Annotated in this window: 17 protein-coding genes; 8 read left to right on the plus strand and 9 right to left on the minus strand. The window is 70.1% G+C overall.

The window, feature by feature from the left end:
• Window positions 1–23 precede the first annotated feature (23 nt).
• Together ACWD4A_RS14780 and ACWD4A_RS14785 are read right to left on the minus strand one after the other, a co-directional pair.
• Window positions 24–1,850, minus strand: a complete 1,827-nt coding sequence (locus ACWD4A_RS14780) for a non-ribosomal peptide synthetase (RefSeq protein WP_451193749.1) — start codon at window positions 1,848–1,850, stop codon at window positions 24–26.
• Window positions 1,847–7,903, minus strand: a complete 6,057-nt coding sequence (locus ACWD4A_RS14785; protein WP_451193751.1) for an acyltransferase domain-containing protein — start codon at window positions 7,901–7,903, stop codon at window positions 1,847–1,849. Before ACWD4A_RS14785 ends, ACWD4A_RS14780 begins: the two co-directional genes overlap by 4 nt.
• A 549-nt stretch (window positions 7,904–8,452) precedes the next feature.
• Here ACWD4A_RS14785 and ACWD4A_RS14790 point away from each other — a divergent pair.
• The 5 genes from ACWD4A_RS14790 to ACWD4A_RS14810 all read left to right on the plus strand — a co-directional run bounded on the left by ACWD4A_RS14790 (window position 8,453) and on the right by ACWD4A_RS14810 (window position 12,630).
• Window positions 8,453–8,596 (plus strand): hypothetical protein, encoded by a 144-nt coding sequence (locus tag ACWD4A_RS14790; protein ID WP_451193753.1) that lies wholly within the window; start codon window positions 8,453–8,455, stop codon window positions 8,594–8,596.
• A complete protein-coding gene (locus ACWD4A_RS14795; RefSeq protein ID WP_451193755.1) occupies window positions 8,593–9,939 on the plus strand; it encodes an MFS transporter in 1,347 nt (448 codons plus the stop codon). The genes ACWD4A_RS14790 and ACWD4A_RS14795 overlap by 4 nt, the downstream gene beginning before the upstream one ends.
• 170 nt (window positions 9,940–10,109) lie before the next feature.
• On the plus strand, window positions 10,110–10,451 hold the full coding sequence (locus ACWD4A_RS14800; protein ID WP_451193757.1) for an ArsR/SmtB family transcription factor: 342 nt from the start codon (window positions 10,110–10,112) through the stop codon (window positions 10,449–10,451).
• Window positions 10,452–10,519: 68 nt separating this feature from the next.
• Complete coding sequence (locus tag ACWD4A_RS14805; protein WP_451193811.1) at window positions 10,520–12,178, plus strand: SulP family inorganic anion transporter; 1,659 nt, start codon at window positions 10,520–10,522, stop codon at window positions 12,176–12,178.
• Window positions 12,175–12,630, plus strand: a complete 456-nt coding sequence (locus ACWD4A_RS14810; RefSeq protein ID WP_451193759.1) for a pyridoxamine 5'-phosphate oxidase family protein — start codon at window positions 12,175–12,177, stop codon at window positions 12,628–12,630. The genes ACWD4A_RS14805 and ACWD4A_RS14810 overlap by 4 nt, the downstream gene beginning before the upstream one ends.
• 30 nt (window positions 12,631–12,660) lie before the next feature.
• Here the strand turns inward: ACWD4A_RS14810 and ACWD4A_RS14815 are convergent, their stop codons facing one another.
• The 4 genes from ACWD4A_RS14815 to ACWD4A_RS14830 form a co-directional block, all read right to left on the minus strand.
• Window positions 12,661–13,173 (minus strand): ATP-binding protein, encoded by a 513-nt coding sequence (locus ACWD4A_RS14815; protein ID WP_451193762.1) that lies wholly within the window; start codon window positions 13,171–13,173, stop codon window positions 12,661–12,663.
• Complete coding sequence (locus tag ACWD4A_RS14820) at window positions 13,170–13,517, minus strand: ArsR/SmtB family transcription factor (RefSeq protein ID WP_451193765.1); 348 nt, start codon at window positions 13,515–13,517, stop codon at window positions 13,170–13,172. The genes ACWD4A_RS14815 and ACWD4A_RS14820 overlap by 4 nt, the downstream gene beginning before the upstream one ends.
• Window positions 13,514–13,657, minus strand: coding sequence for a hypothetical protein (locus ACWD4A_RS14825; RefSeq protein WP_451193767.1), 144 nt, complete (start codon window positions 13,655–13,657; stop codon window positions 13,514–13,516). Before ACWD4A_RS14825 ends, ACWD4A_RS14820 begins: the two co-directional genes overlap by 4 nt.
• Before the next feature lie 159 nt (window positions 13,658–13,816).
• On the minus strand, window positions 13,817–15,346 hold the full coding sequence (locus tag ACWD4A_RS14830; RefSeq protein WP_451193770.1) for an MFS transporter: 1,530 nt from the start codon (window positions 15,344–15,346) through the stop codon (window positions 13,817–13,819).
• Window positions 15,347–15,772: 426 nt separating this feature from the next.
• On the opposite strand from ACWD4A_RS14830, the gene ACWD4A_RS14835 reads away from it, so the two are divergent.
• From ACWD4A_RS14835 to ACWD4A_RS14845, 3 genes are read left to right on the plus strand one after another with little or no spacing between them, the layout of a single operon-like run.
• Complete coding sequence (locus ACWD4A_RS14835) at window positions 15,773–16,330, plus strand: hypothetical protein (protein ID WP_451193773.1); 558 nt, start codon at window positions 15,773–15,775, stop codon at window positions 16,328–16,330.
• 12 nt (window positions 16,331–16,342) lie between these two features.
• Window positions 16,343–16,552 carry a hypothetical protein gene (locus tag ACWD4A_RS14840; protein WP_451193775.1) on the plus strand — a complete coding sequence of 70 codons (210 nt, stop codon included), beginning with the start codon at window positions 16,343–16,345 and terminating at the stop codon, window positions 16,550–16,552.
• Between the two features lie 29 nt (window positions 16,553–16,581).
• Window positions 16,582–17,028, plus strand: a complete 447-nt coding sequence (locus tag ACWD4A_RS14845; protein ID WP_451193777.1) for a hypothetical protein — start codon at window positions 16,582–16,584, stop codon at window positions 17,026–17,028.
• 157 nt (window positions 17,029–17,185) lie between these two features.
• Here ACWD4A_RS14845 and ACWD4A_RS14850 read toward each other — a convergent pair whose 3' ends face one another.
• The 3 genes from ACWD4A_RS14850 to ACWD4A_RS14860 are packed head-to-tail and all read right to left on the minus strand — an operon-like array spanning window position 17,186 to window position 20,556.
• Window positions 17,186–17,851: a hypothetical protein gene (locus ACWD4A_RS14850; RefSeq protein ID WP_451193780.1), complete on the minus strand. Its 666-nt coding sequence runs from the start codon at window positions 17,849–17,851 to the stop codon at window positions 17,186–17,188.
• Window positions 17,852–17,899: 48 nt separating this feature from the next.
• Window positions 17,900–18,817, minus strand: coding sequence for a 5'-methylthioadenosine/S-adenosylhomocysteine nucleosidase family protein (locus ACWD4A_RS14855; protein WP_451193782.1), 918 nt, complete (start codon window positions 18,815–18,817; stop codon window positions 17,900–17,902).
• Window positions 18,814–20,556, minus strand: a complete 1,743-nt coding sequence (locus ACWD4A_RS14860; protein WP_451193785.1) for a hypothetical protein — start codon at window positions 20,554–20,556, stop codon at window positions 18,814–18,816. The genes ACWD4A_RS14855 and ACWD4A_RS14860 overlap by 4 nt, the downstream gene beginning before the upstream one ends.
• Window positions 20,557–20,642: the final 86 nt, after the last annotated feature.

The raw sequence follows: 20,642 nt of genomic DNA on the forward strand, positions 1-20,642 counted from the left end.
GCTTCGTGTCGAAGGGGGGTGGCTCAACTGCCGGTGGAGGTGGCGCGGCCGCGCAGCGCCGCGCGGCGGGTGTTGGCGCGGAGGCGCGCCGACCGGACCACCTCGGGGGTGGCGCCGCTCTCCTCGTCGAGCCAGCGGCCGAGGGAGGAGATGTCACGGAAGCTGAAGAGGTCGGGCACGCGGACCCGGCGGTCGAACCGCCGGGTCATCAGCCTGGCCAGCCGGACGAGCAGCAGCGAGTCGCCGCCGAGGTCGTAGAAGGCGGCCCGGACGTCGATGCCCGCCGGTTCGAGGCCGAGCAACTGGCCCCAGATCTCCGACAGCGCCACCTCGGTCGGCGTACTGGCAGCCGTCAGGGGCCCGCTGTTCCCGGCGGCCGGCGGCTCGGGAAGCGCGGCGCGGTCGAGCTTTCCGCCGGGTCCCAGCGGAAGCGCGGACAGGAACACGATCGTCGCCGGCACCATGTGCTCGGGCAGCTCGGCGGCGAGCTTGCGGGTGATGGCGCTCTGGAGTCCGGCGTCCGGCCGGGCGCCGTCCCGCGGGTGGCCGTCGCCCTCGGGCACGACGTAGCCGACGAGTCTGTTGCCCTGTACGGCGGCGGCGGCCTCCCTGACCTCGGGGCAGCCGGTCAGCCGGGCCTCGACCTCTTCCAGCTCGATACGGAAGCCGCGCAGCTTGACCTGGTGGTCGGTGCGGCCGAGGAACCGGAGCTCGCCGTCCTCGGTGAACTTGACGACGTCACCGGTGCGGTACATGCGCTCGCCGCTCAGGAACGGGTCCGGCACGAACCGTTCGGCCGTGGTGCGCGGCCGGTTGACGTAGCCGTGGGCGAGGCCGGCGCCGCCGAGGTACAGCTCACCGGGCTCGCCGGCGGGCAGCCGCTCCAGGTTCTCGTCGAGTACGTGGATACGGGCGCCGACCGACGGCGTGCCGATCGTCGGCTCGCCGGTCCCGTCCTCCGGCACCAGCCCGAACGAGCAGAAGACGGTTCCCTCGGTGGGGCCGTAGGCGTTGAAGACCCGGTCGGCGCCGGTCTCCCGGTACGTCCGGTCCACCAGTTTGCGCCGCAGGGCCTCGCCGCCGAACACGACCGTGCGCACGTTCGGGGGCAGAACGCCGGCGTCGAGCAGGCCGTTCATCACCGACGGGACGACGTTGAGGTGGGTGATCCTGTCGGCGTACCGGCTCTCCGGCAGGTGGACGGCGCTCTCCACGAGCACGACGGCGCCGCCGCGGCACAGCGCGGCGAAGATCTCCATCACGGACATGTCGAAGCAGACCGAGCTCGCCGCCGAGACGCCGCTCAGGTCGCAGCCCTCGAAGATCCGGTCCATTTCGGCCAGCATGGCGACGCAGCCGCCGTGCCGGACGGCCACGCCCTTCGGCGTGCCGGTGGATCCCGACGTGTAGATGACGTACGCGGTGTCGCCGGGCACGACCGGAACGGGCTTCTCGCCCGGCTCGGTCGTCACGGTCTCCCCCAGCACGACCACGGTCGGGCCGGCCGGGCAACTGGCCCGGGACGCGGGCGTGGTCAGCAGCAGACGGGTCCCGCTGTCCCGGACCATGAAGGTCAGCCGGTCGGCCGGATACCTCGGGTCCAGCGGCACGTAGCAGGAGCCCGCGCGCAGGGCGGCCAGGATGCCGACGAGCAGGTCGGGGGTGCGCTCGACACAGATGCCGACCGGTACGCCGGGGCCGGCGCCGTCGGCGACGAGCCGTTCGGCCAGCACACGGGACCGCTCGTCCAGGTCGCCGTAGGTCAGGACGCCGGCGTCGGAGTAGACCGCGGGCGCGCCGGGGTTCTCGGCGGCTTGCTCGACGAACTCGGAGTGCAGGGTTTCGGTCACTGGTCCGTCTCCTCGGGGAGGCCGCTCGGCGTGATGTCTTCGAGTGCCAGGTCGGGTTGGGCGATCGAGTCGAAGAGCACCGTGCGGTAGAGCGCGAGCAGTGCCGTCACGGTCCGCTTCTCCAGGTAGCTCGGTTTGTACTGGACGTGGCCGACCACCTCGCCGGAGATGTCGGCCATCGAGATCTCCAGGTCGAATTTGGCGAGGTGCCTGCGCACCCGCAGCGGTTCGAGCGGCAGGGCGCCGTCGGGCGCGATGGTGTCGCCGATGCCGTGGAAGAGCTTGACGGACCGGGGGAACGCCTCCGAGGACAGCCAGTTCACCACCACGTCGAACCACGGGGAGCGGCCCTCGGCCCTCGGCGGCCGCAGGGCGGACGCCAGCAGATCGAGGGGGTAGTTCATGTGCTCGAGCAGGCCGAGCGAGAAGGCGTGGACCTCGCGCAGCAGCTCCCGGAAACTGCGGTCACCGGCGGGCCTCGCCCGCACCAGCACCGTGTTCAGGTAGTAGCCGATGGCGGACTCCCAGCCGGGTTCGCCGCGTTGGGCGATGGCGGTGGCCAGTACGGAGTCCTCGGCCCCGGCCACACGGTTGAGCGTGGCGAAGAAACCGGCCAGCACCACGGTGCTGACCGACACGCCTTCGCGCACCGCGAACTCTCTGAGCAGGCCGGTCTCTTCGGCGCTCCAGCGGAACGTGAGGTCGCGGCCTTCGTAGGTGACGCCGGGAGGCCGCTCCATGGTGGACAGGTCGAGACGGGCGGGCGGGTCGGCCAGTTTCTCCGACCACCAGGCCAGCGCCGCGTCGGCCGCGGGACCGGCCAGCCACTGCCGCTCCCACTCGACGAACTCCGTGTAAGGGGCGACCGGCGCGCTGCCGGCGGGGCGGACGCCCTCGTAGTACTCCTGGAGTTCGCGGATCATCACGTCGGCCGACGCCGCGTCGGACGCGATGTGGTGCACGAGCACCAGCAGGTAGTGGTCCGCCGGTCCACGGGCCATCAGCACCACGCGCACCAAGGGCCCGTTGTCCATGTCGAGCGGCAGGTGCCCGTACTCGGCCAGTTCCTCGCGGGCCTGTTCGTCGTCCTTGTCCGAGCTGTCCACCACGACGAACTCGTACACCGGCTCGTCCAGAACGACCTGGTACGGGCGGCCGCCGGCCTCGACGAAGACCGTGCGCAGCGCGGGATGCCGTTCCATCACGGCCCGTACGGCGCGGTCGAGGGCCTCCTCGTCGACCGCGGTCCGGATCCGGGCGGCCACCATGAAGTTGTAGGGCACGGCGTCCGGCGCGACCATCTGCATGAACCACAGCGAGGCCTGGCCGTGCGAGGCCGGCGCCAGTTCGAGACCGAGACCGCCGGCGCGCAGCTGCTCGAACGCCGGCACGTCGGTGGCATCCAGCAAGCCGCGCGCGGCCAGTTCCTCCACCAGCTCCTCGGCGTCCAGCTCGGACAGGTCGTCGAGGAACGCCGGGGCCGGCCCGGCCCCGGGCGCCGGTGCGGACGTCGCTTCCGGCGGCAACTGCGACGTCCGGTCCGGCCGCGCCGCCGCGGTGGCAGCCGGACCGTCGACGGCCTCGACGACGTGGCCGACGACCTCGGATATGGTCCGCCCGTCCAGGAACACCACCGGCGACACGCGCTGCCCGAACAGTGCCTGCAACCTGTTGACGAGGCGGATCGCCAGCATCGAGTCGAGGCCGAAGTCGCGCAGACCGGCGTTCTCGTCGAACCTGCTCACCGGCACGCCCAGCGCGTCGGCGATCTCACCGAGGACGACTTCCGCCACCGGCCTGTTCTCCGCCGGTTTGCTCTCCGCGGGCCCGCTCTCCACCGGGGCGACCGTGGTCCCGGCCGTGGCCCCGGCCACGGTCTCGGCCACGGTTCCGACGGCCGGGGCCGGCGCGGCCTCGCGGCGAGGCGTGCTGTCCAGCCAGTAGCGGTCCTTCTGCCACTGTACGAGCGGGGTCTCGACGACCTCGACGTCGTCGGCGAACAGCGGGTCGAAGGTCAGCGGGAGGCCCCTGACGTACAACGACGCGGTGGCCTCCAGCAGGCAGCGGACGTCGCTCTCGTCGCGCCGCAGGGAGTTGACCGCGTGCACACGGGCGCCACGGGTCAGCGCGATCTCCTCGACCGCGCCGCGCAGCGTCTCGTGCGGGCCGATCTCGATGAAGGTGCCGACGCCCTCGTCGACCAGCGCGCCGATCGTCTCGGCGAACCGGACCTGGTTGCGCAGGTTGTGCACCCAGTAGTCGACGTCGGCGACCGGGTTCACCGTGCCGGCCAGTGCCGTGGAGTGGAAGTCGATGCCGTTCGTCAACGGGGTGATGCCGTCGATGCTCTCGCGCAGCGGCTGGAGCAGCGGATCCATGCCGGGGCTGTGCACCGGCCGTTCGACCCGGATCCTCCGGGTCGAGATCCCGTCCCGCCGGAGATCGGCCTCCAGGGCGCCGACGGCGTCGGGCGAGCCGGAAACCGCCGCGCTGGTGGGGCTGTTGACCACGGCGACGGCCACGTGCCCGGCGTACGGGGCGATCCGCGGCAGCAGCTCCTCCTCCGGCAGGTCGACCGAGATCATGGCGCCGGGTGCCGCTTTCCGTTCGAGCAGGTGCGACCGGGCGACCACGACGCGGGCGGCGTCCTCCAACGACAGCGCGCCCGCGACACAGGCGGCCGCGACCTCGCCCAGGCTGTGCCCGACGACCGCGGTCGGCCGGATGCCGAGTCCGAGCCAGACCTTCGCCAGCGAGACCTGCAAGGCGAACAGCACGGGCTGCTGGAAGTCCATCTCCTCGAACCTGGCCCCGTCGGCCGGGGCGGCGAGCTGGTCGAGCACCGAGCAGCCGCCCGCCGCGCGCACGGCGGCGTCGCAGGCCCGCATCGACGCGCGGAAACCGGGGTGCGAACGCATGAGCTCCCGGCCCATGCCGACCCATTGCGTCCCGCCGCCCGAGAACACCAGCGCCACCCGCCGGTCGCTGTTGCCGGCGACGGCGCCCGTGACGACGTCGGGGTGCGGCCGACCGGCGGCGACCCGGGCGAGTCCGTCCAGGACGTCCTGGCGGTTGCGGGCGAACAGCGCGATCCGGTGGTTGTGGTGGGTACGCCGGGTCGCGAGCGTGTAGGCGAGGTCGGAGACCCGCAGGCCCGTGTCACGTTCGACGTGGTTGGACAGCTCACGGCAGGTGTCGGTCAGCGCGGCCGCCGTGCGCGCCGTGACCGGTACGAGGTGCAGCTGCCCGTCGGCCGCGACGCCGCCCCGGCCCGGCGTGACGTGCCGTCCCCGGTCACCCGCGAGGAACGGGCCGGGGACGACGGGGAGTCCGGCGGTGTGGAGCGCGCCGAGCGAGTTCAGCATGGTCAGGGCCTCGTCGGTGCCACGGCGGAGCGAGGGCAGGGTGGCCGCCGTCAGGATCTCCGACACCGACTTGAGCAGGAGGGGATGCGGGCTGAGTTCGATCACCGCGTCGACGTCGTGGTCGCGCAGGACCGTCAGGGCGTCGACCACCCGGATCTCCTGGCGCAGGTTGTCCGCCCAGTAGTCCGGCCCGAGTTCCGCGCCGTCGACAAGTTCGCCGGTGACCGTCGAGATCATCGGGATGCGCGTGGTCCGGGGCCTGATGCCGGCGAGTTCGGCCTTCAGCGGGGCGAGAACGTGGTCGACCAGCGGGGAGTGCGGTGCGTGGCCCATCCGCACCCGGTGGCTGGTGATGCCCTCTTCGGTGAGCCGCAGGCCGAGTTCGCCGATCTCCTGCGGTGTGCCGGTGACCAGGGTGGAGTTCAGGCCGTTGTAGCCGGAGACGGTGAGCTGTCCGGTCAGGTGCTGCTTGACGACATCCGCACCGGCCATGACCACGATGCCGTCACCGCGTCCGACGGCCAACTGCTGGAGCAGCCGGCCGTGGTGGGCGGCCAGGAGGGAGGCGTCCTCGAAGTCGAGCGCGCCCGCGATGTGGGAGGCGGCGAACTCGCCGACGCTCTGTCCCACGACGACGTCCGGCTCCACCCCCAGCGAGCGCCAGGCGTCGGCCAGCGCGACCTGTATGGCGAACAGCAGCGGCTGGAAGACGTCCATGTCGTCGATGCGGCCGTCGGGCGCCAGCAGCTGGTCGACGAGCGAGAAGCCCAGCAGGTCCCGCATCCGCTTGTCGGACTTCATCATGGACCGCCGGAACACGGGCATACCGGCGAGCAGTTGCCTGCCCATGCCCACCCACTGCGAGCCGTTGCCCGAGAACAGGAACGCCACCCGCGGCCTGCGTCCGGAGACCTCCCCGACGCTCAGCCCGTCGGCCGTCGTGCCGGTGCCGAAGGCGTCCAGCCGCGCCCTGAGTTCGGTCATGTCGCGGGCGGTGGCCGCGAGCCGGAACCTGCCGTCGCCGGGTGTCCGCGTACAGACCGCCCGCAGGTCGTTCTCGTCGCGCAGTGCCAGGGCCCGCTCGGCCAGCGCCTCCCGGGAGTCCTCGGCCAGCAGGAGGAGCGAGCTCTCGGGGCGCGGCAGTTCCTCGACGACCACATGACAGATCGCGCCGCCGAACCCGAACGAGCTGACGCCGCCGCGGCGCGCGTCGGACCGTCGCGGCCACGGCGTCAGCCGGTCCTGGACGGTGAGGTTGTACTCGTCGAACATGATCTGCGGGTTCGGGGAGGTGTAGTGCAGGCTCGGCGGCAGCACGCCGTTGCGCATCGACAGCGCGAGCTTGACCAGGCCGACGATGCCCGCCGCCGCCTCCAGATGCCCGACGTTGGACTTGACGGAACCGAGCCGCAGCGGCACCCCGCGGTCACCGCCGAGGACCGCGCCGATGGCATTGGCCTCGATCGGGTCGCCGAGGGGCGTCGCGGAGCCATGGCACTCGATGTAGTCCACGAGGGACGGTGCGATGCCGGCCCGCTGATACGCGGTGCGGAGCATCTTCTCCTGCGCCTGGGGGTTCGGCGCGGTCATGCCGTTGCTCAGCCCGTCGTTGTGGGACGAGCTGCCCTTGATCAGGCAGTACACCGGCAGATCGCGTTCGAGCGCCACGCTCAGCGGGGCGAGCACGACGACCCCGGCGCCCTCGCCGCGGACGTAGCCGTCGGCGCGGGCGTCGAACGACTTGCAGCGGCCGTCCGGGGCGAGCGCGCCCATCCGGTCCATGGCGGTGTAGTAGTCGGAGACGAAGCTCAGGTTCACGCCACCGGCCAGCACCAGTTCGCTCTCGCCCATCCAGATCGACTGGCACCCGACGTGCACCGAGACCAGCGATCCGGCGCAGGCGGCGTCGATGGCCATGCTCGGGCCCTGCAGCCCGAGGACGTAGGAGACGCGGTTGGCGATGATGCCGTCGTGCATGCCGGTCGCCGTGTGCGGGGTGATCTGGCTGTCGGGGCCGCGGTAGTGCGCCAGAGCGGCGTAGTCGCCCCAGCAGGAGGCCATGAACACACCGGTGTCGCTGCCCACGAGGCTCTGGGGCGCGACACCCGCGTCCTCCAGTGCCTCCCAGGCCAGCTCCAGGATCAGACGCTGCTGCGGGTCCATCTGGACGGCTTCGCGGGGCGAGATGCCGAAGAACAGCGGATCGAACTGGTCGATACCGTCGATGAACCCGCCCCACCGCACCTTGTCGTTCAGGAGGTCGCGTCGCGCGGCCGGCACCGGGCCGACAGCGTCGCGGCCCTCGGACAGCAGCTGCCAGAACGCGGACGGGTCCGGTCCGCCGGGGAACCGGCAGCCGATGCCCACGATCGCGATGGGCTCGTGCGACGCCGTACGGCGGTCATTGCCCGGGGCGGCGGTCTCCGCGGCACGTGGACCCTCGACGAGCGCACGGGACAGCTCGTCGGCGGTCGGGTACTGCCACATCCAGGTGATCGGTACTTTCCAGCCGACGAATTCGGATAACGAGGCGGCAAGAGTCGTCGCCTTCACCGAGTCCAGACCGTATTGGTGCATCGGTGCCCAGCGATCCACCGTGTCCTTGGACACGTCCAGCAGCTCGACGACGCGAGAAAGCAGGAAATCTGTTACGGCGCGCACATTGCGCGCTCCGCGCTCTTGGGGCATTTCGCCTCCTCGGCAGGGCGGATGGAATGGACGGGCAGAGGTTGCCACCGGCGGATCGAGGGCTCGGAAACTCCATCAACCACGTGATGGCAGCGGCACCGTGGCTGCCCTCGTTGAGTCGTCCTGACCGAATCAGGGCACGAACTGATTCGGAATCAATGTCCAGACAGTTCACCCGCCGGGTGACTCTTCACTGGCACGGTCACTGCCGACGGGTATCAAGGTCCGTCTTGCCCAGGTGGACCGATTACGAGGTGATCGACTGATTGGCGAGTCAGACTGCCACTCTGTGACTGGTGAGACAAGAGCGAACCTCTGACCGGAACGTGCACTGGCAAAATTTGACCCTCAGGTGGCCGGTTCACACTTTTCCGCGCAATGGCGCCGACAGCGAGACGTGTGTGGACTACGGGCCGTTTCCGGCCAGTTGGGGAAACAAGCGGTTGACCTGTGTGTGATGCAGTGATCGGCTTACGGGGTTCGTGTCCAACCCGTCCGGGGAGAGGAAGCAACACCGCTATGCGCAACAGATCATCACGGGGGCGGGCCTTGCCGACCGCGATAGGCACGGCCCCGCCGGTGCCCGTCAGTTACGGTCGCGGCGTACGGGGAGCGCGGCACGGCGCGACCGGGGCCCTGGCCGCCACCGTGGTGGACACCGACGGCGAAGAGTTCCCCGGCAGGCCCGCATGACCAGCGTCGCGACGGCGTCGCGGAACAGGTCGGGCCTGGCGCTCGGGGTGCTGGCCGGGGCCCTCGCGCTGGACCTGAGCGGAATGGCCGTCCTGAACGCGGCCCTGCCGTCCGTCGGAGAACGCTTCGGCCTGGGCGACACCACCCTCCAGTGGGTCATGACGGCCTATTCCGTCACGTTCGCCGGTTTCCTGCTGGTGGGTGGCCGGCTGGCCGACATGTTCGGCCGACGGCGGGTCTTCGAGGCCGGGGTCGCCCTGTTCACGGTGGCCGCGTTGGCCGGGGCCCTGGCACCGGACGGCGCGGTGCTGCTCGGCGCGCGGGCGGTGCAGGGAATCGGCGCGGCCCTGTCGGGCCCGGCCGCGCTGGCCCTGCTGACCGAGGTGTTTCCGGCCGGACCGGAACGCAGCCGTGCGCTGGGCGTGTACGCCGCGGTCGGCGCGGCCAGCTTCAGCGGCGGGATGCTGCTGGGCGGCGTACTGACCGAGTTCCTCGGCTGGCGGTCGGTCCTGTGGTTCTCGGTGGCACTCGGAGCGGTCGTGCTCGCGGTCACGCGGGCCGGACTGCCCGACGGGGCGGGCCGCAGAGGGCCGTTGGACATGGCCGGCGCCGTCTCCGGCACCCTCGGCCTCACGCTGCTCGTCGTCGGCGCGAGCCTGGGCGGGATGCGGGCATGGGGCGTCATCGGCGCCGCTGTGGTCTTCCTGGTGCTCTTCGTCGTACGCGAACACCGCACGGCCGACCCGCTGTTGCCTCTCGCCCTCTTCCGCGTGCCATCGGTGCGGCTCGCGACCGCGGCGGCGTTCCTCCAGTACACGGCGTCGGTCGGGATCGTGTTCTTCGCGCCGCTGTATCTGCAGGGGATGCTGGGATACTCCCCGGTCGAATCCGGCCTCGCCCTGGTGCCGATGTCGCTGACGGTGTTCCTCACGGCCAACTTCGCCACCGGACGGCTGCTGGCCAGGTACGGCCCGCGGGCGCTGATGGTCACCGGGATCCTTCTCATCGGCGCGGGAACGGCACTGTGGACGACCACCCCGCAGCATGGCGGCTACGTGCTGCATGTGATGCCCGGGTTGGTGATCAGCGGCTTCGGCCAGGGGCTGAACTTCCCCGCGATGACGACGGCCGGACTCACCGGTGTCCCGCCGCACCAGCACGCGGTTGCCGGAGCGGTGAACGTCGTCGCGCAGCAGATCGGTTCCAGCGCCGGAGTCGCGGTCCTGGTCCTGATCGCGGCGACCGGCGACAACCGGCTGGGCGGCTATCACCTGGCCTACTTCGCGGCCACCGTCGCTTGCGTGATCGGTGCCGGGGGCATTGCGATGGCGCGGCGGAAATGAGCGCGCCCGGTGTCGTCCCCCACGCTCGCTCGGGCCGCTCGCCGAACTAGCGAATTGCAAAAGTTTGCAATTCGCTACATGATGTCTTTGCTGTGTCCGTAGGTAGCCGCGGGCACAGCATCAGACGCTGCCCCCGTGCCGGGGGCGATGAGGCGAGAGGCTGAGGTTTCGTGCCGGTTCCGCTGTATCAGGCGAAGGCGGAGTTCTTCCGGATGCTGGGCCACCCGGTCCGCATCCGGGTGCTGGAGCTGCTGCAGGACGGACCGATGCCGGTGCGCGAGCTGCTGACGGAGATCGAGATCGAGCCGGCGGCCTTGTCGCAGCAGCTCGCCGTGCTGCGCCGCTCGGGCATCGTGATCTCCACCCGTACGGGATCGACGGTCGTGTACGAGCTGGCGGGCGGGGACGTGGCCGAGCTGATGCGGGCGGCGCGCAGGATCCTGACCGAGATGCTGACCGGGCAGCACGAGCTGCTGGAGGAGCTGCGGGAAGCCGAGGTCGGCGCGAAGTGAGCGCGACGGCTGTCCGGGCGTGGTCCCGGGTACGTTCCCTGCTGCCCGCCCGCGCCGACATCGCGGCGATGCGCCGTGATCCGAAGCGCGATCTGCTGGCGGGGCTGACCGTGGCGATCGTGGCGCTGCCGCTGGCGCTGGGTTTCGGGGTCTCCTCCGGCCTGGGGGCCGAGGCCGGTCTGGCCACCGCGGTCGTCGCGGGTGCGCTGGCCGCGATGTTCGGCGGGTCGAATCTTCAGGTGTCCGGGCCCACGGGTGCGATGACGGTGGTGCTGGTGCCGATCGTCGCCCGGTACGGGCCCGGCGGGGTCCTGACCGTCGGGCTGATCGCCGGGCTGATGCTGATCGCGCTGGCCCTCGCCCGTGCCGGGCGCTACATGCGGTACATCCCGGCTCCCGTGGTGGAGGGTTTCACCCTGGGCATCGCGTGTGTGATCGGTCTGCAGCAGGTGCCGAACGCGCTGGGCGTGGCCAAGCCGGAGGGCGACAAGGTCCTGGTGGTGACCTGGCGCGCGGTCGAGGCGTTCGCGAAGGCGCCGAACTGGACGGCCGTCGCGCTCGCCGCCGCGGTGGCCGCGGTCATGCTGGCCGGCGCACGGTGGCGGCCCGCCGTCCCGTTCTCGATCCTCGCGGTGATCGCCGCGACCGTCGCGGCCCAGGTCCTCCACCTGGACGCGGCCCGCCCGATCGGGGACCTGCCCGCCGGACTGCCCGCCCCCTCCCTGGCCTTCCTCGACGCGGGCGCGCTCGGCTCGCTGCTGGCCCCGGCGGTCGCGGTGGCGGCCCTGGCCGCGTTGGAGTCGCTGCTGTCCGCGTCGGTGGCGGACGGGATGACGGTGGGGCAGAAGCACGATCCGGACCGGGAGCTGTTCGGCCAGGGGCTGGCGAACATCGCCGCCCCGCTGTTCGGCGGTGTCCCGGCGACCGGCGCGATAGCCCGTACCGCCGTCAACGTCCGCACCGGAGCGGGCTCCCGCCTGGCCTCCCTGACCCACGCCGGCGTGCTCGCGGTCATCGTCTTTGCCGCCGCCCCGCTGGTCTCCCGTATCCCGCTGGCCGCCCTGGCCGGTGTGCTGATCGCGACCGCCGTCCGCATGGTCGAGGTCGGCTCGCTGCGGGCCATGGCACGGGCCACCCGCTCCGACGCCCTCGTCCTGGCCCTGACCGCCGTCGCGACACTGGCCCTGGACCTGGTGTACGCGGTCGTCATCGGCCTGCTGGTGGCGGGCGCGCTCGCGCTGCGGGCCGTGGCCAAGCAGGCCCGCCTGGCCCAAGTCCCCTTCAAGACCGGTGCGTCGGGTGACCACGGCGACGAGGAACACGCGCTGCTCGCCGAGCACATCGTCGCCTACCGCATCGACGGCCCGCTGTTCTTCGCCGCCGCCCACCGCTTCCTGCCGGAACTCTCCGAGGTCGCGGACGTGCGGGTGGTCGTCCTGCGCATGTCCCGCGTGAGCACCATGGACGCCACCGGCGCCCTCGTCCTGAAGGACGCGGTGACCGAGCTGCACCGCCGCGGGATCGTCGTGATGACCTCCGGCATACGCCCCGGCCAGCGTCAGGTCCTCGACTCCACCGGCGCACTGGACCTGCTCCGCCAGGAGGGCCGCGAGTACGCCACCACCCCCGAAGCCGTCACCGCCGCCCGCGCCCACCTGCACCACGCCGGACTCCTGCCCGTCCCCGCGCAGAAGCCCGCCGCCATCACCGAGGAGCCCGCACGATGACCACCGCTCCACCACCGCGCCGCATGGTCGACGTCTCCGGAGAGGAAGCCCTCTACCTGCTCGGCGGCGCGTCCCAGGGCCGGATGCTCTACGAGCAGCGCGACGCCATCGCCGTGCGGCCCGCCTCCCACGTGCTGGAGTACGGGCGCCTGATCGTCCGCGCCCCCGCCCCGAGCGCCGCGCTGGCCGCCAGGGCCACGGTCACCTACCACTGCGACTACCTCCACCCCAACACCGGCACCGGCTGGGCCGTGACCGCGACCGGCCTGGCCGAACTCATCACCGACCCCGACGAGGCCGGCCACTACCGGCGCACCCTGCCCGGCTGGGCCCACGGCCCCCACGACGCGCTGCTGCGCATCCACCCCCGCGGCGTGCAGGGCTACCGCTTCGGCCACCCCACGGGCACCGACCGGAGCACGGGCGACGCGCGGAGGCCGCAGGCGCGGTGAAGCGGCCCTGCACCGTCGTCCCGGACGCCTTCAGTCTGCCCGTCTGACCGGCCGCGGCCCCAACAGCTCGGTTCCTGAAGGGAAGTTCAGGGGGTCGGGGAGCGCGAACCGGATCAGTACCGCCTTGCCGCAGCCGTGGACAGCCGGTTCCACGCTGAGCGCGCCGTGGTAGGCGGTGGCCAGGTCGGCGACCGTCCGCAGACCGTCGCCCATGACGTCCGGGGAGAGGCAGGGAAGGCACGGGTCCTGGTCCGCGACGCCGATGACGAGCTGCCCGGCCCCCAGCGCGATCGTCACGTCCACCGTCGGCGACCGGTCGGCGGCGTGCCGGACCGCGTTGGTGACCAGCTCGCTCACCGCCAGCAACACCGCGCCGTTGAAAGAGGTGTTGGGGCACAGCCCGTACTCCGAGAGCGCCGCGGCGGTGTCACGGCGTGCCTGGCGTACCGCTTCCGGGACCAGTGGCAACGTCAGGCTGCGGCGCCAGACGGGCGAGGAGCCACGCCCGCATGCCGCCGGTATGCGCTTGCGGCGCCATCTCACCGCGCTGTCCCGGAGTCGGCTTCCAGGAGCTCTTCGAGGAGTTCGTTCTGTCCGGCGAGCATCTGGGTGAGGATGCGGCGTGCGGCACGCATGAGTTCGGCGACGTCGCCGCCGGCGAGTTCGTAGACGACCGTCGACCCGGTGCGGGTGGAGGTGACGATGCCCGAGCGCCGCAGCACCGCCAACTGCTGCGACAGGCTGGAGGGCTCGATCCCGGTCGCGGCCAGCAGCTCACGTACCGGCATGGGCCCGTCCTGGAGCAGCTCCAGGACCCGGATGCGGACCGGGTGGCCCAGCATCCGGAAGAACTCCGCCTTCGCCTGGTACAGCGGAACACCCGTCACTGCTCGCCCTCGACTTCCCCACCGTGCTCACGGGCCGGGCGCAGCGCGTCCTCCAGCTCGCCCGCCGCCACCGTGGCCGCGTACACGTCACCGGCTTCCTGCGCTGCCTTGACCACTACGGCAACTAATGAATTGAACAACTCTTCAAGTCTAGCCAGTTGCCGCACCGGCCGGGAGGGAAACCGCTGCGGGACGGGAAAGATGCCGACAGCGCCGGAGCCGGTCTCGTCGCACAGCGTGCACCGTGCCTCTCCGCGGCGCTGCTGGTGGTGGCCGGACGCGGCGGACGCGTCGAAGGCTCAACGACGGCGTAGCCAGTACGCAGACGCCATTGCGGTCATCAGCGTGACAGCGGCGGCCACGGCGGCGACGACGTCCAGCGCGTCGACGAACGCGCTCCGGACCGCTGCGGTCAGGGCGGCGCCGATCTGCGGAGGCAGCCGGTCCGTGGGCATGCCGCCCGGGAGACCCGAGCCGACCGGTCGCGAGCCGGGCGGGTAGGTGAGGTGGAGGTCTGCCAGTCGACGGGTCAGGTGGCTGGTGTAGACCGTGGCGAGAATCGAGCCTTGCACCGCGACACCAAGGGAGGCACCGACCTGGCGGGTGGCGTCGTTGAGGGCCGAACCGAGGGCCGCGCGGTCGGGAGGGATCGCGCCCATGACGGCCTCGGTGCCGGCGGCGGATACCAGTCCCACCCCCAGGCCTGCCACGAGCTCGACCGTGAGCAGGCGCCCGTATCCGGAGCCGGAGCTCGTGCCGGCCCAGAGGGCGAAGGCCGCCGAGGCCAGGAGCAGACCGAGGACGACGGGAACTCCCGCGTGGAACCGGCCCAGCAGCGGAAGAGCCGCAACCGCGCCGACCGCCATGGCCGCCGACTGCGGCAGGGTGCGCAGCCCGGCCTCCAAGGGGGTGTAGCCCAGGATGTTCTGCAGATACAGGGTGAGGACGAACAGGGCGCCCAGGACGGCGAACGACGTCAGCGCCAGGGCCACGGTCGCGCCGACGATCCGCCGGTCGCGCAGCACGAACGACGGCAACATGGGCGCACGGGCACGGGACTGCCAGGCGGCGAAAGCCGCCAGGAATATCCCGGCGGCCGTGAACGCGATCACCACGGGTCCGCTGCCCCAGCCCTTGGCGGGAGCCTCGATGATGGCCCAGACAAGAGTGGTGAGTCCGGCCGCCGAGAGGACGGTTCCCACGGCGTCCGGCCGTTCCGTGCGGTCGGCGCGTGTCTCGGGGACCAGCAGAAGGGCGAGCAGGACATCGGCCAGCGCGACGGGGACGTTGATCCAGAAGCCGGCCCGCCAGGAGAAGCGTTCCACCAGGAGACCGCCGACCACCGGGCCCGTGAGCATGCCCAGGCCTGCGACAGCCGACCAGGCGGCGATCGCGCGCCTGCGCAGGACGGGCTCCGGGAAGAGGTTGCGGATGATGGAGAGGGTGGCGGGCATGAACAGGGCCGCACCGGCGCCCATGCCGCCCCGCGCGATGACGACGACTCCGGGAGAAGAGGCGAGTGCGCCGATGACGGAGACGGCCGCACACAGGGCCAGACCACAGGTGAAGGCGAGTCGACGGCCGATGCGGTCGGTCACGGCGCCGGTGGAAAGGACCAGTCCGCCGAGGACCAATGCGTAGCCGTCGACGATCCATTGGGCTTCCGCCGTGCTCGGCCGTAATTCCCTTTGGATATCGGGCAGTGCGACATTGAGTACGGTCAGGTCCATGCCGAGCAGGTACAAGCCCAGGCAGACCGTGCCGGCGGCGGCGGGACGCCGCACTCGCGCGGCGGCGACTCGAATTGTCATCCCTAGGGGGACGTCCAAGGGGGCTCCTCCTGGTGGTGGCAGTCGAGCATGAGCAGCAGGCGGGCCATGGCGGTGCGCGCCTGTTGACTCATCGCCGTAAATGCAGATCATCATTCCCGAGCAGTGTGCGATTGACACCGAAGGCTGATGCGGCGAACGTTTGCGCATAAAGACGGCTGTGATTCGCGATGTTGAGGAAATGAATTGGGGCGAGGGCCGAGCTGTGGTGATTGACGAGCAGGACGGGAAAGTCGCAAGAGGCGTACCGCAGGCAGGCCTTCACTCTGGTGAGTGATGGATCCGGTGACTCGCACGGCGCTATAAAGAGAAATACGGGACCGATGCCCTGTCGGCCGGCACGAGCCGAATCGGGGAAGGGTCCGCCGGCTCTTGACATGTTTGGCCGCGGGCTCATCGCCACCCTCCTGGCCCTCGCCACTCCTGATGCCCGTGAGTGTCCACCGGCCGGTTCCGCTGCCGAGGCCAGGCGACTCGGCGAGCTGGCATCTGGTCTACGAGATCCACGTCAGCGGCCTGAGCGTCGGCCCGAACCCCGAGCTGTACGCGGAGGTCATGGTCAGCGTGGACGGGGTCAACGCCTTCCAGGGCCAGGGCATGGCGGTGCGTCTGGTGCGGGACGCCCCGCTGGACCACTGGCGGGCACTGGGGCCGCACCGTGAGCAGACGACCGGCGCATTCCTCGAACCCCGGCTGCTGGGCGGCCTGGTGGATTGCCGCGAACCCGGGCCGGTGGCCACGGAGAACGGCTTCGCCTTCGACTACTCGTCGCTGCTCGCGTGCGCCTGGGGGAACCCCGGCCAGGCCTTCGGCCCGTGGGCCGCGGCCATGGAACAGTCGGCGACTTCGATCCGGCTGCCCGGTCCTCTGTACCACTTCATGAGCCGGATCGTTTCCCTCGACGCGGCTGTCGCCGATCCACGGCCCGGCAGCACCGTCGTCGCCGAGTGCGACGTGCCGCCGGAACTCTGGTACTTCGAGTAGAACGGCAGCGCCGTGATGCCCTGGACGGCGCTGATGGAAGTCGTGCTGCAACCCTGCGGCTGGCTCGCCGTACGCACCGGTGACCTTGCCATCGCCGACAGCCCCCGCTTCGTCTTCCGCAACCTCGACGGCACCGCCCGCCTGCACCGGCAGGTGCGGCCGGATACCCGGACCTTGCGCACCCGGGTGGAACTCACCGGCTCCGTCCGGTCGCCGATCTGACGGCAGAGCGCCCCACCACAGGCGCACGGTTGCCCGGCCCCATGCTGCGGATGCTGGACCGGGTCACCGGGCACTGGCCGTACGGAGGCCGGGCGGGCCTGGGCCGGCTGCGGGCCGAGAAACTGGTCGACCCCGGCGCCTGGTACTTCAAGGCCCACTTCTTCATGGACCCCGTACAACCCGGCTCCCTCGGGGTGGAAGCCATGGCCCAGCTCCTGCAGTACCGCCTGCTGGACACGGCCCCGGCGGAGGACATTGCCACAAGCGCTCTCCAACCGTTGACGGACCGGGAGTTCACCTGGAGCTACCGCGGCCAGGTGGTGCCGACCGACAGCCTGGTCACCATCGGCATCGACATCGTCGAAGAGGCCACGGACCACCAGGGCCGGCACACCCTCGCCGACGGCTGGCTGTGGGTCGACGGCCGTCGCATCTACCGGGTGCAGCGACTCGGCATGCGCCTGGGACACAGGTGAACGGGGCGCTCCCATGGGCTTGATCTGCTTTGACGCGCACGTTGGTCGTGTCGGTGCTGTGCGGTGACACGCCGCATGCGGGGCAAGGGCGTTCGGCTCTCCTGCGATGTCTTCCCGATGATGCATCACGTGGAATGTATGGCGATTGCGGGGGGCGTCAGGGCTGGGGCGTCGGAAGTGCGGGTGAGCTGTCCATCCAGGCTGCGTCGAACTGCTGCAGGGCGATGGAGTACAGGAGTCCGGGTGCCCGAGCGTAAAGGCACGGGGAATTCCTGCCGTGAGCGGAACTGCTGTAGAAGGTGAGGTAGGCCACCCGGTCCGTTGCGATCACGCGGCAGGTGTTGGGCAGGTTGAAGCAGTGGAGCGCGAAGTTGCGCTGTGTGCGGGCCCTGCGGGCTAGGTAGTCCACGTTCGTCCGTACCTGACTCCTGAGCAACTCCGGGGTGAAGCCAGGATCGAAGCGGCGCACGTCGTGGGACCGCCGGTCGAGCCAGGAGTCTCCTCGGGTGTGCGGGTCGGGCAGCAGGACCTGCACGGACTCCGGGGACAGCTCACCCGACCACAGAGGGGAGAAAACCTCACGGGTGAGCACGTTTCCTCGTCCTGCCAGGATCTTGATCCAGCGCGCCCGGCTCAGGTCACGTGCAATGTCCTGCTCGGCGGACGACTGATGACGGTACACGCGGCCGAGTCCTGTGCCGGTGAGCCAGGAGCAGGCGGCGACCAGCCACCACACTGGGCGCGAGCCGTGCAGGAGGCCGAGGACGAGCACGATCGCGCTGGCTGCCAGGGAGCTGAGCACCCCGAACAGAAAAGCAGTCATGCGAGCCATCTCCCTGTGTCTGGGTGATCTCGGTTCTCGGCTTCCTGGTCAGCAGAGATAGGGCAGGAGGCGCCGCAGGATGTGCGCGGCGTTCCGGGCGGCGAGGCCGTGGTACCCGTGGCCCTTTTCCTCGTCGGCGTTGTCGGACACGCCTCGGATGACGACCCAGCCGGGATTGAACCCGCCGTGGACGGAATTCTCCTGCCAGTACTGGCTCAGTCCTCCGGCTTCCATGTCCAGCGCCAGAACCTTCTCGTGATAGTCCGTGAGGTAGCTGCGGATGTCGCTCTCGCGGTCGGCGATGACGGCTTCGCCGGACCCGATCACCCCCGGGTAGACCTCGAACTCCTTCGAGGCGTACGGGGAGGACTGATCGTGTACGTGTGCGGGGGTTCCGTGATCGGCGAAGTAGGCGTTCACCGCATGGACGACCGGTGCCGGCGCCTGCCGGTGCTCCCCGCGGCGGCGAACGTCCCCACGCGGGTTGATCTTGCGATTCTCGTAGTAGACGACGTCGGTGGCGACGATGACGTTGCCGATGCGGGCGTGCTCGTCATGGATGCCTCCGCCCACGCCGACCAGGGCCCATAGGCGCGGCTCGTAGTGGCGACGCAGGTTTTCCAGTGCGGCCATCGTCGACCGTTGTCCCTGGCTCTGGCTCTGGGTGGCCACGATGCGGAGGGTCGCTTCCGGCGTGGTGTGCCGGCCCCGGTAGAAGTACAGTCCGCTGGGTTCCTTGTGACGCTTTAACTTCAACTCGTCGACCACGGAACGCAGTTCCTCGCTCAGGATCGTGACAACTCCCACGTCCCATACGGCGGTCGGTTCGTCGGTGCGGCCGTTGTCGGTGGGGGTGCCGGTGCCGTGAGAGGGAGTGGTCACGGTGACTTGGGCATGTTCTCCAATGGCGTTGTTGCTGAGATTGTTGTTGTTGCCGTGGCTGACGATTCCTCGATTGCCGCTCACTGGCTTCCTCCACTGCTGCTGTTGCTGAGACCTGCCGACTGGTTCGCGGAGACGCTGACCTGAGCCGCGTCCCCCACCGCGTTGTTGCTGAAGGAGTTGTTGTCGCCGAAGTTGAAGATGCCGCTGTTGATGATTCTGAGTGCGCGGTCATTGAATTCGGATATGTCTACATCCCTGGCGTCCAGGAAGTCGCTGGCGGCCCCGAGCAATCTCTGCTCGATCGTCTTCATCCGGCCCAGGATGTCGCTCTTCTCCAGTTGGATCTTGGACCACGCCTGAGCCGACCTCTCCCGTATGCTCACCCGGCTGCCGATCAGGACGTTGCGGATCGGTGCGGAGGTGAGGTCACGGGGGAGTACAACGGCCTTGCTCAAGGCGAAGAGGTAGGGGGCGATCCGCCAGGAACGCTGGATCTCCGAAGGTAATGTGACCAGTTCGCGAAATGCCGCCCAGACGACGGCGACGGCTCCGTGGTGACCGAACTCCTCGGTGCGCTGGAAGGACCGTGGTGTGTGGGCGAGGACGCACGCCGCCGTGGAGATGCTCAAGGTGCGCCCCTGCAGACTGATGTGCAGCAGGACGGTCGCGACGAACTCCGATCCCTCCGCGGGCGTGGTGACCTCGAGGAAGTGGTGCTGCTTGGATCCTGGGGTGTTGATGATGGCGCGCAGGTCGTCCTCGGCCAACTCCTGTGGAAGGAGGGAATGGTCCACTGCCACATCGGTTTCGGCGACGTAGATGCGGTCGCGGACCTGTGCGGGAAGGCGGACGTCCTGGCTGTCGGTGTCCAGTAGTTGAACCGCTTCGCGTAGGTACTCCACCAGTTCGTGTGCCTGGAATGGTGGTATGGGGTGTTCACGTTCGTGGAGTGGTGCGTCGTCATTGCTGGGGCGCAGCAACTGGATACTCATCGGCGGGTTCCACTGGTAGACGATTTCACCGGCACCGATGAAGGGTGATTCGTCCCCGAAGAGCGTGAACATGGTGAGGTCGTGCTCGTCGTCCTCGCTGTGACGGGGGCGGCGGTATACGGCACAGACGTGCGCCTGCTGCGCGTCCGCCGTCCGTTGTCGGCTGGAAAGGTGTGTGGGTCTGAGAGTTGGCGCACGCAAGATGTGGTTGAGCATCAGTTGACGTGCGGCTCCGACGCTGAGGCACACGAGCGTGATTCCCGCGGCCACGTAGAGGGCCATCGTGAGCTGGGCCGGATGGGTAAGCGCCATGAGCAGGCCGGTCAGTGTCAAGGAGAGCGCTGCGACACCGATGCGTCTCAGTGCGCGTGACCTCTCCGGGTGTCTCCGCGGGGAGAGCAGCCTGAGGAGCGGCCGATCGTTTCGCACCGGCCCCAGGCCGCGACGTTTGGACTTCCGTCTGGGCCTTGGCTCCCGGTCCATGTCCCGGAGCAGGATGACGCGATGCAGCAGCCACAGGAGGCCGAGGCCGCAGGTGACGAGGACGGCGGTGGGCAGGGCGCCTGCGAAGGCCGGGGCGGCCACTGCTCCCACCAATGTCAGGCGGAGGAGCGTGCTCAGTGCGGCGGCTCGCCACGCGTGGTGCATGACGGGAACGACGTCGAACCCGTAGGACGGGGCGACCCTTCGGTACGGCGCGGTGCACACCTCGTTGATCACGAGGTCGCGAAAGCGCTCGTCCACGTACACGCCAGTGCATAAGTGGCGCGTGGCGGCGGTTGGTTCATGGGTCGCTTCCTTGGCCGGTGGCGCATGGGAAGTGAGCATGATCTGCCCTTGCCTAGTAGAGTTATGGTTGATGGGACCATAAATGGCGAAGGTGTTTAAGTCAACATGACCTTTAGGGGTTCTGG

Source organism: Streptomyces sp. NPDC002537 (assembly GCF_053594975.1).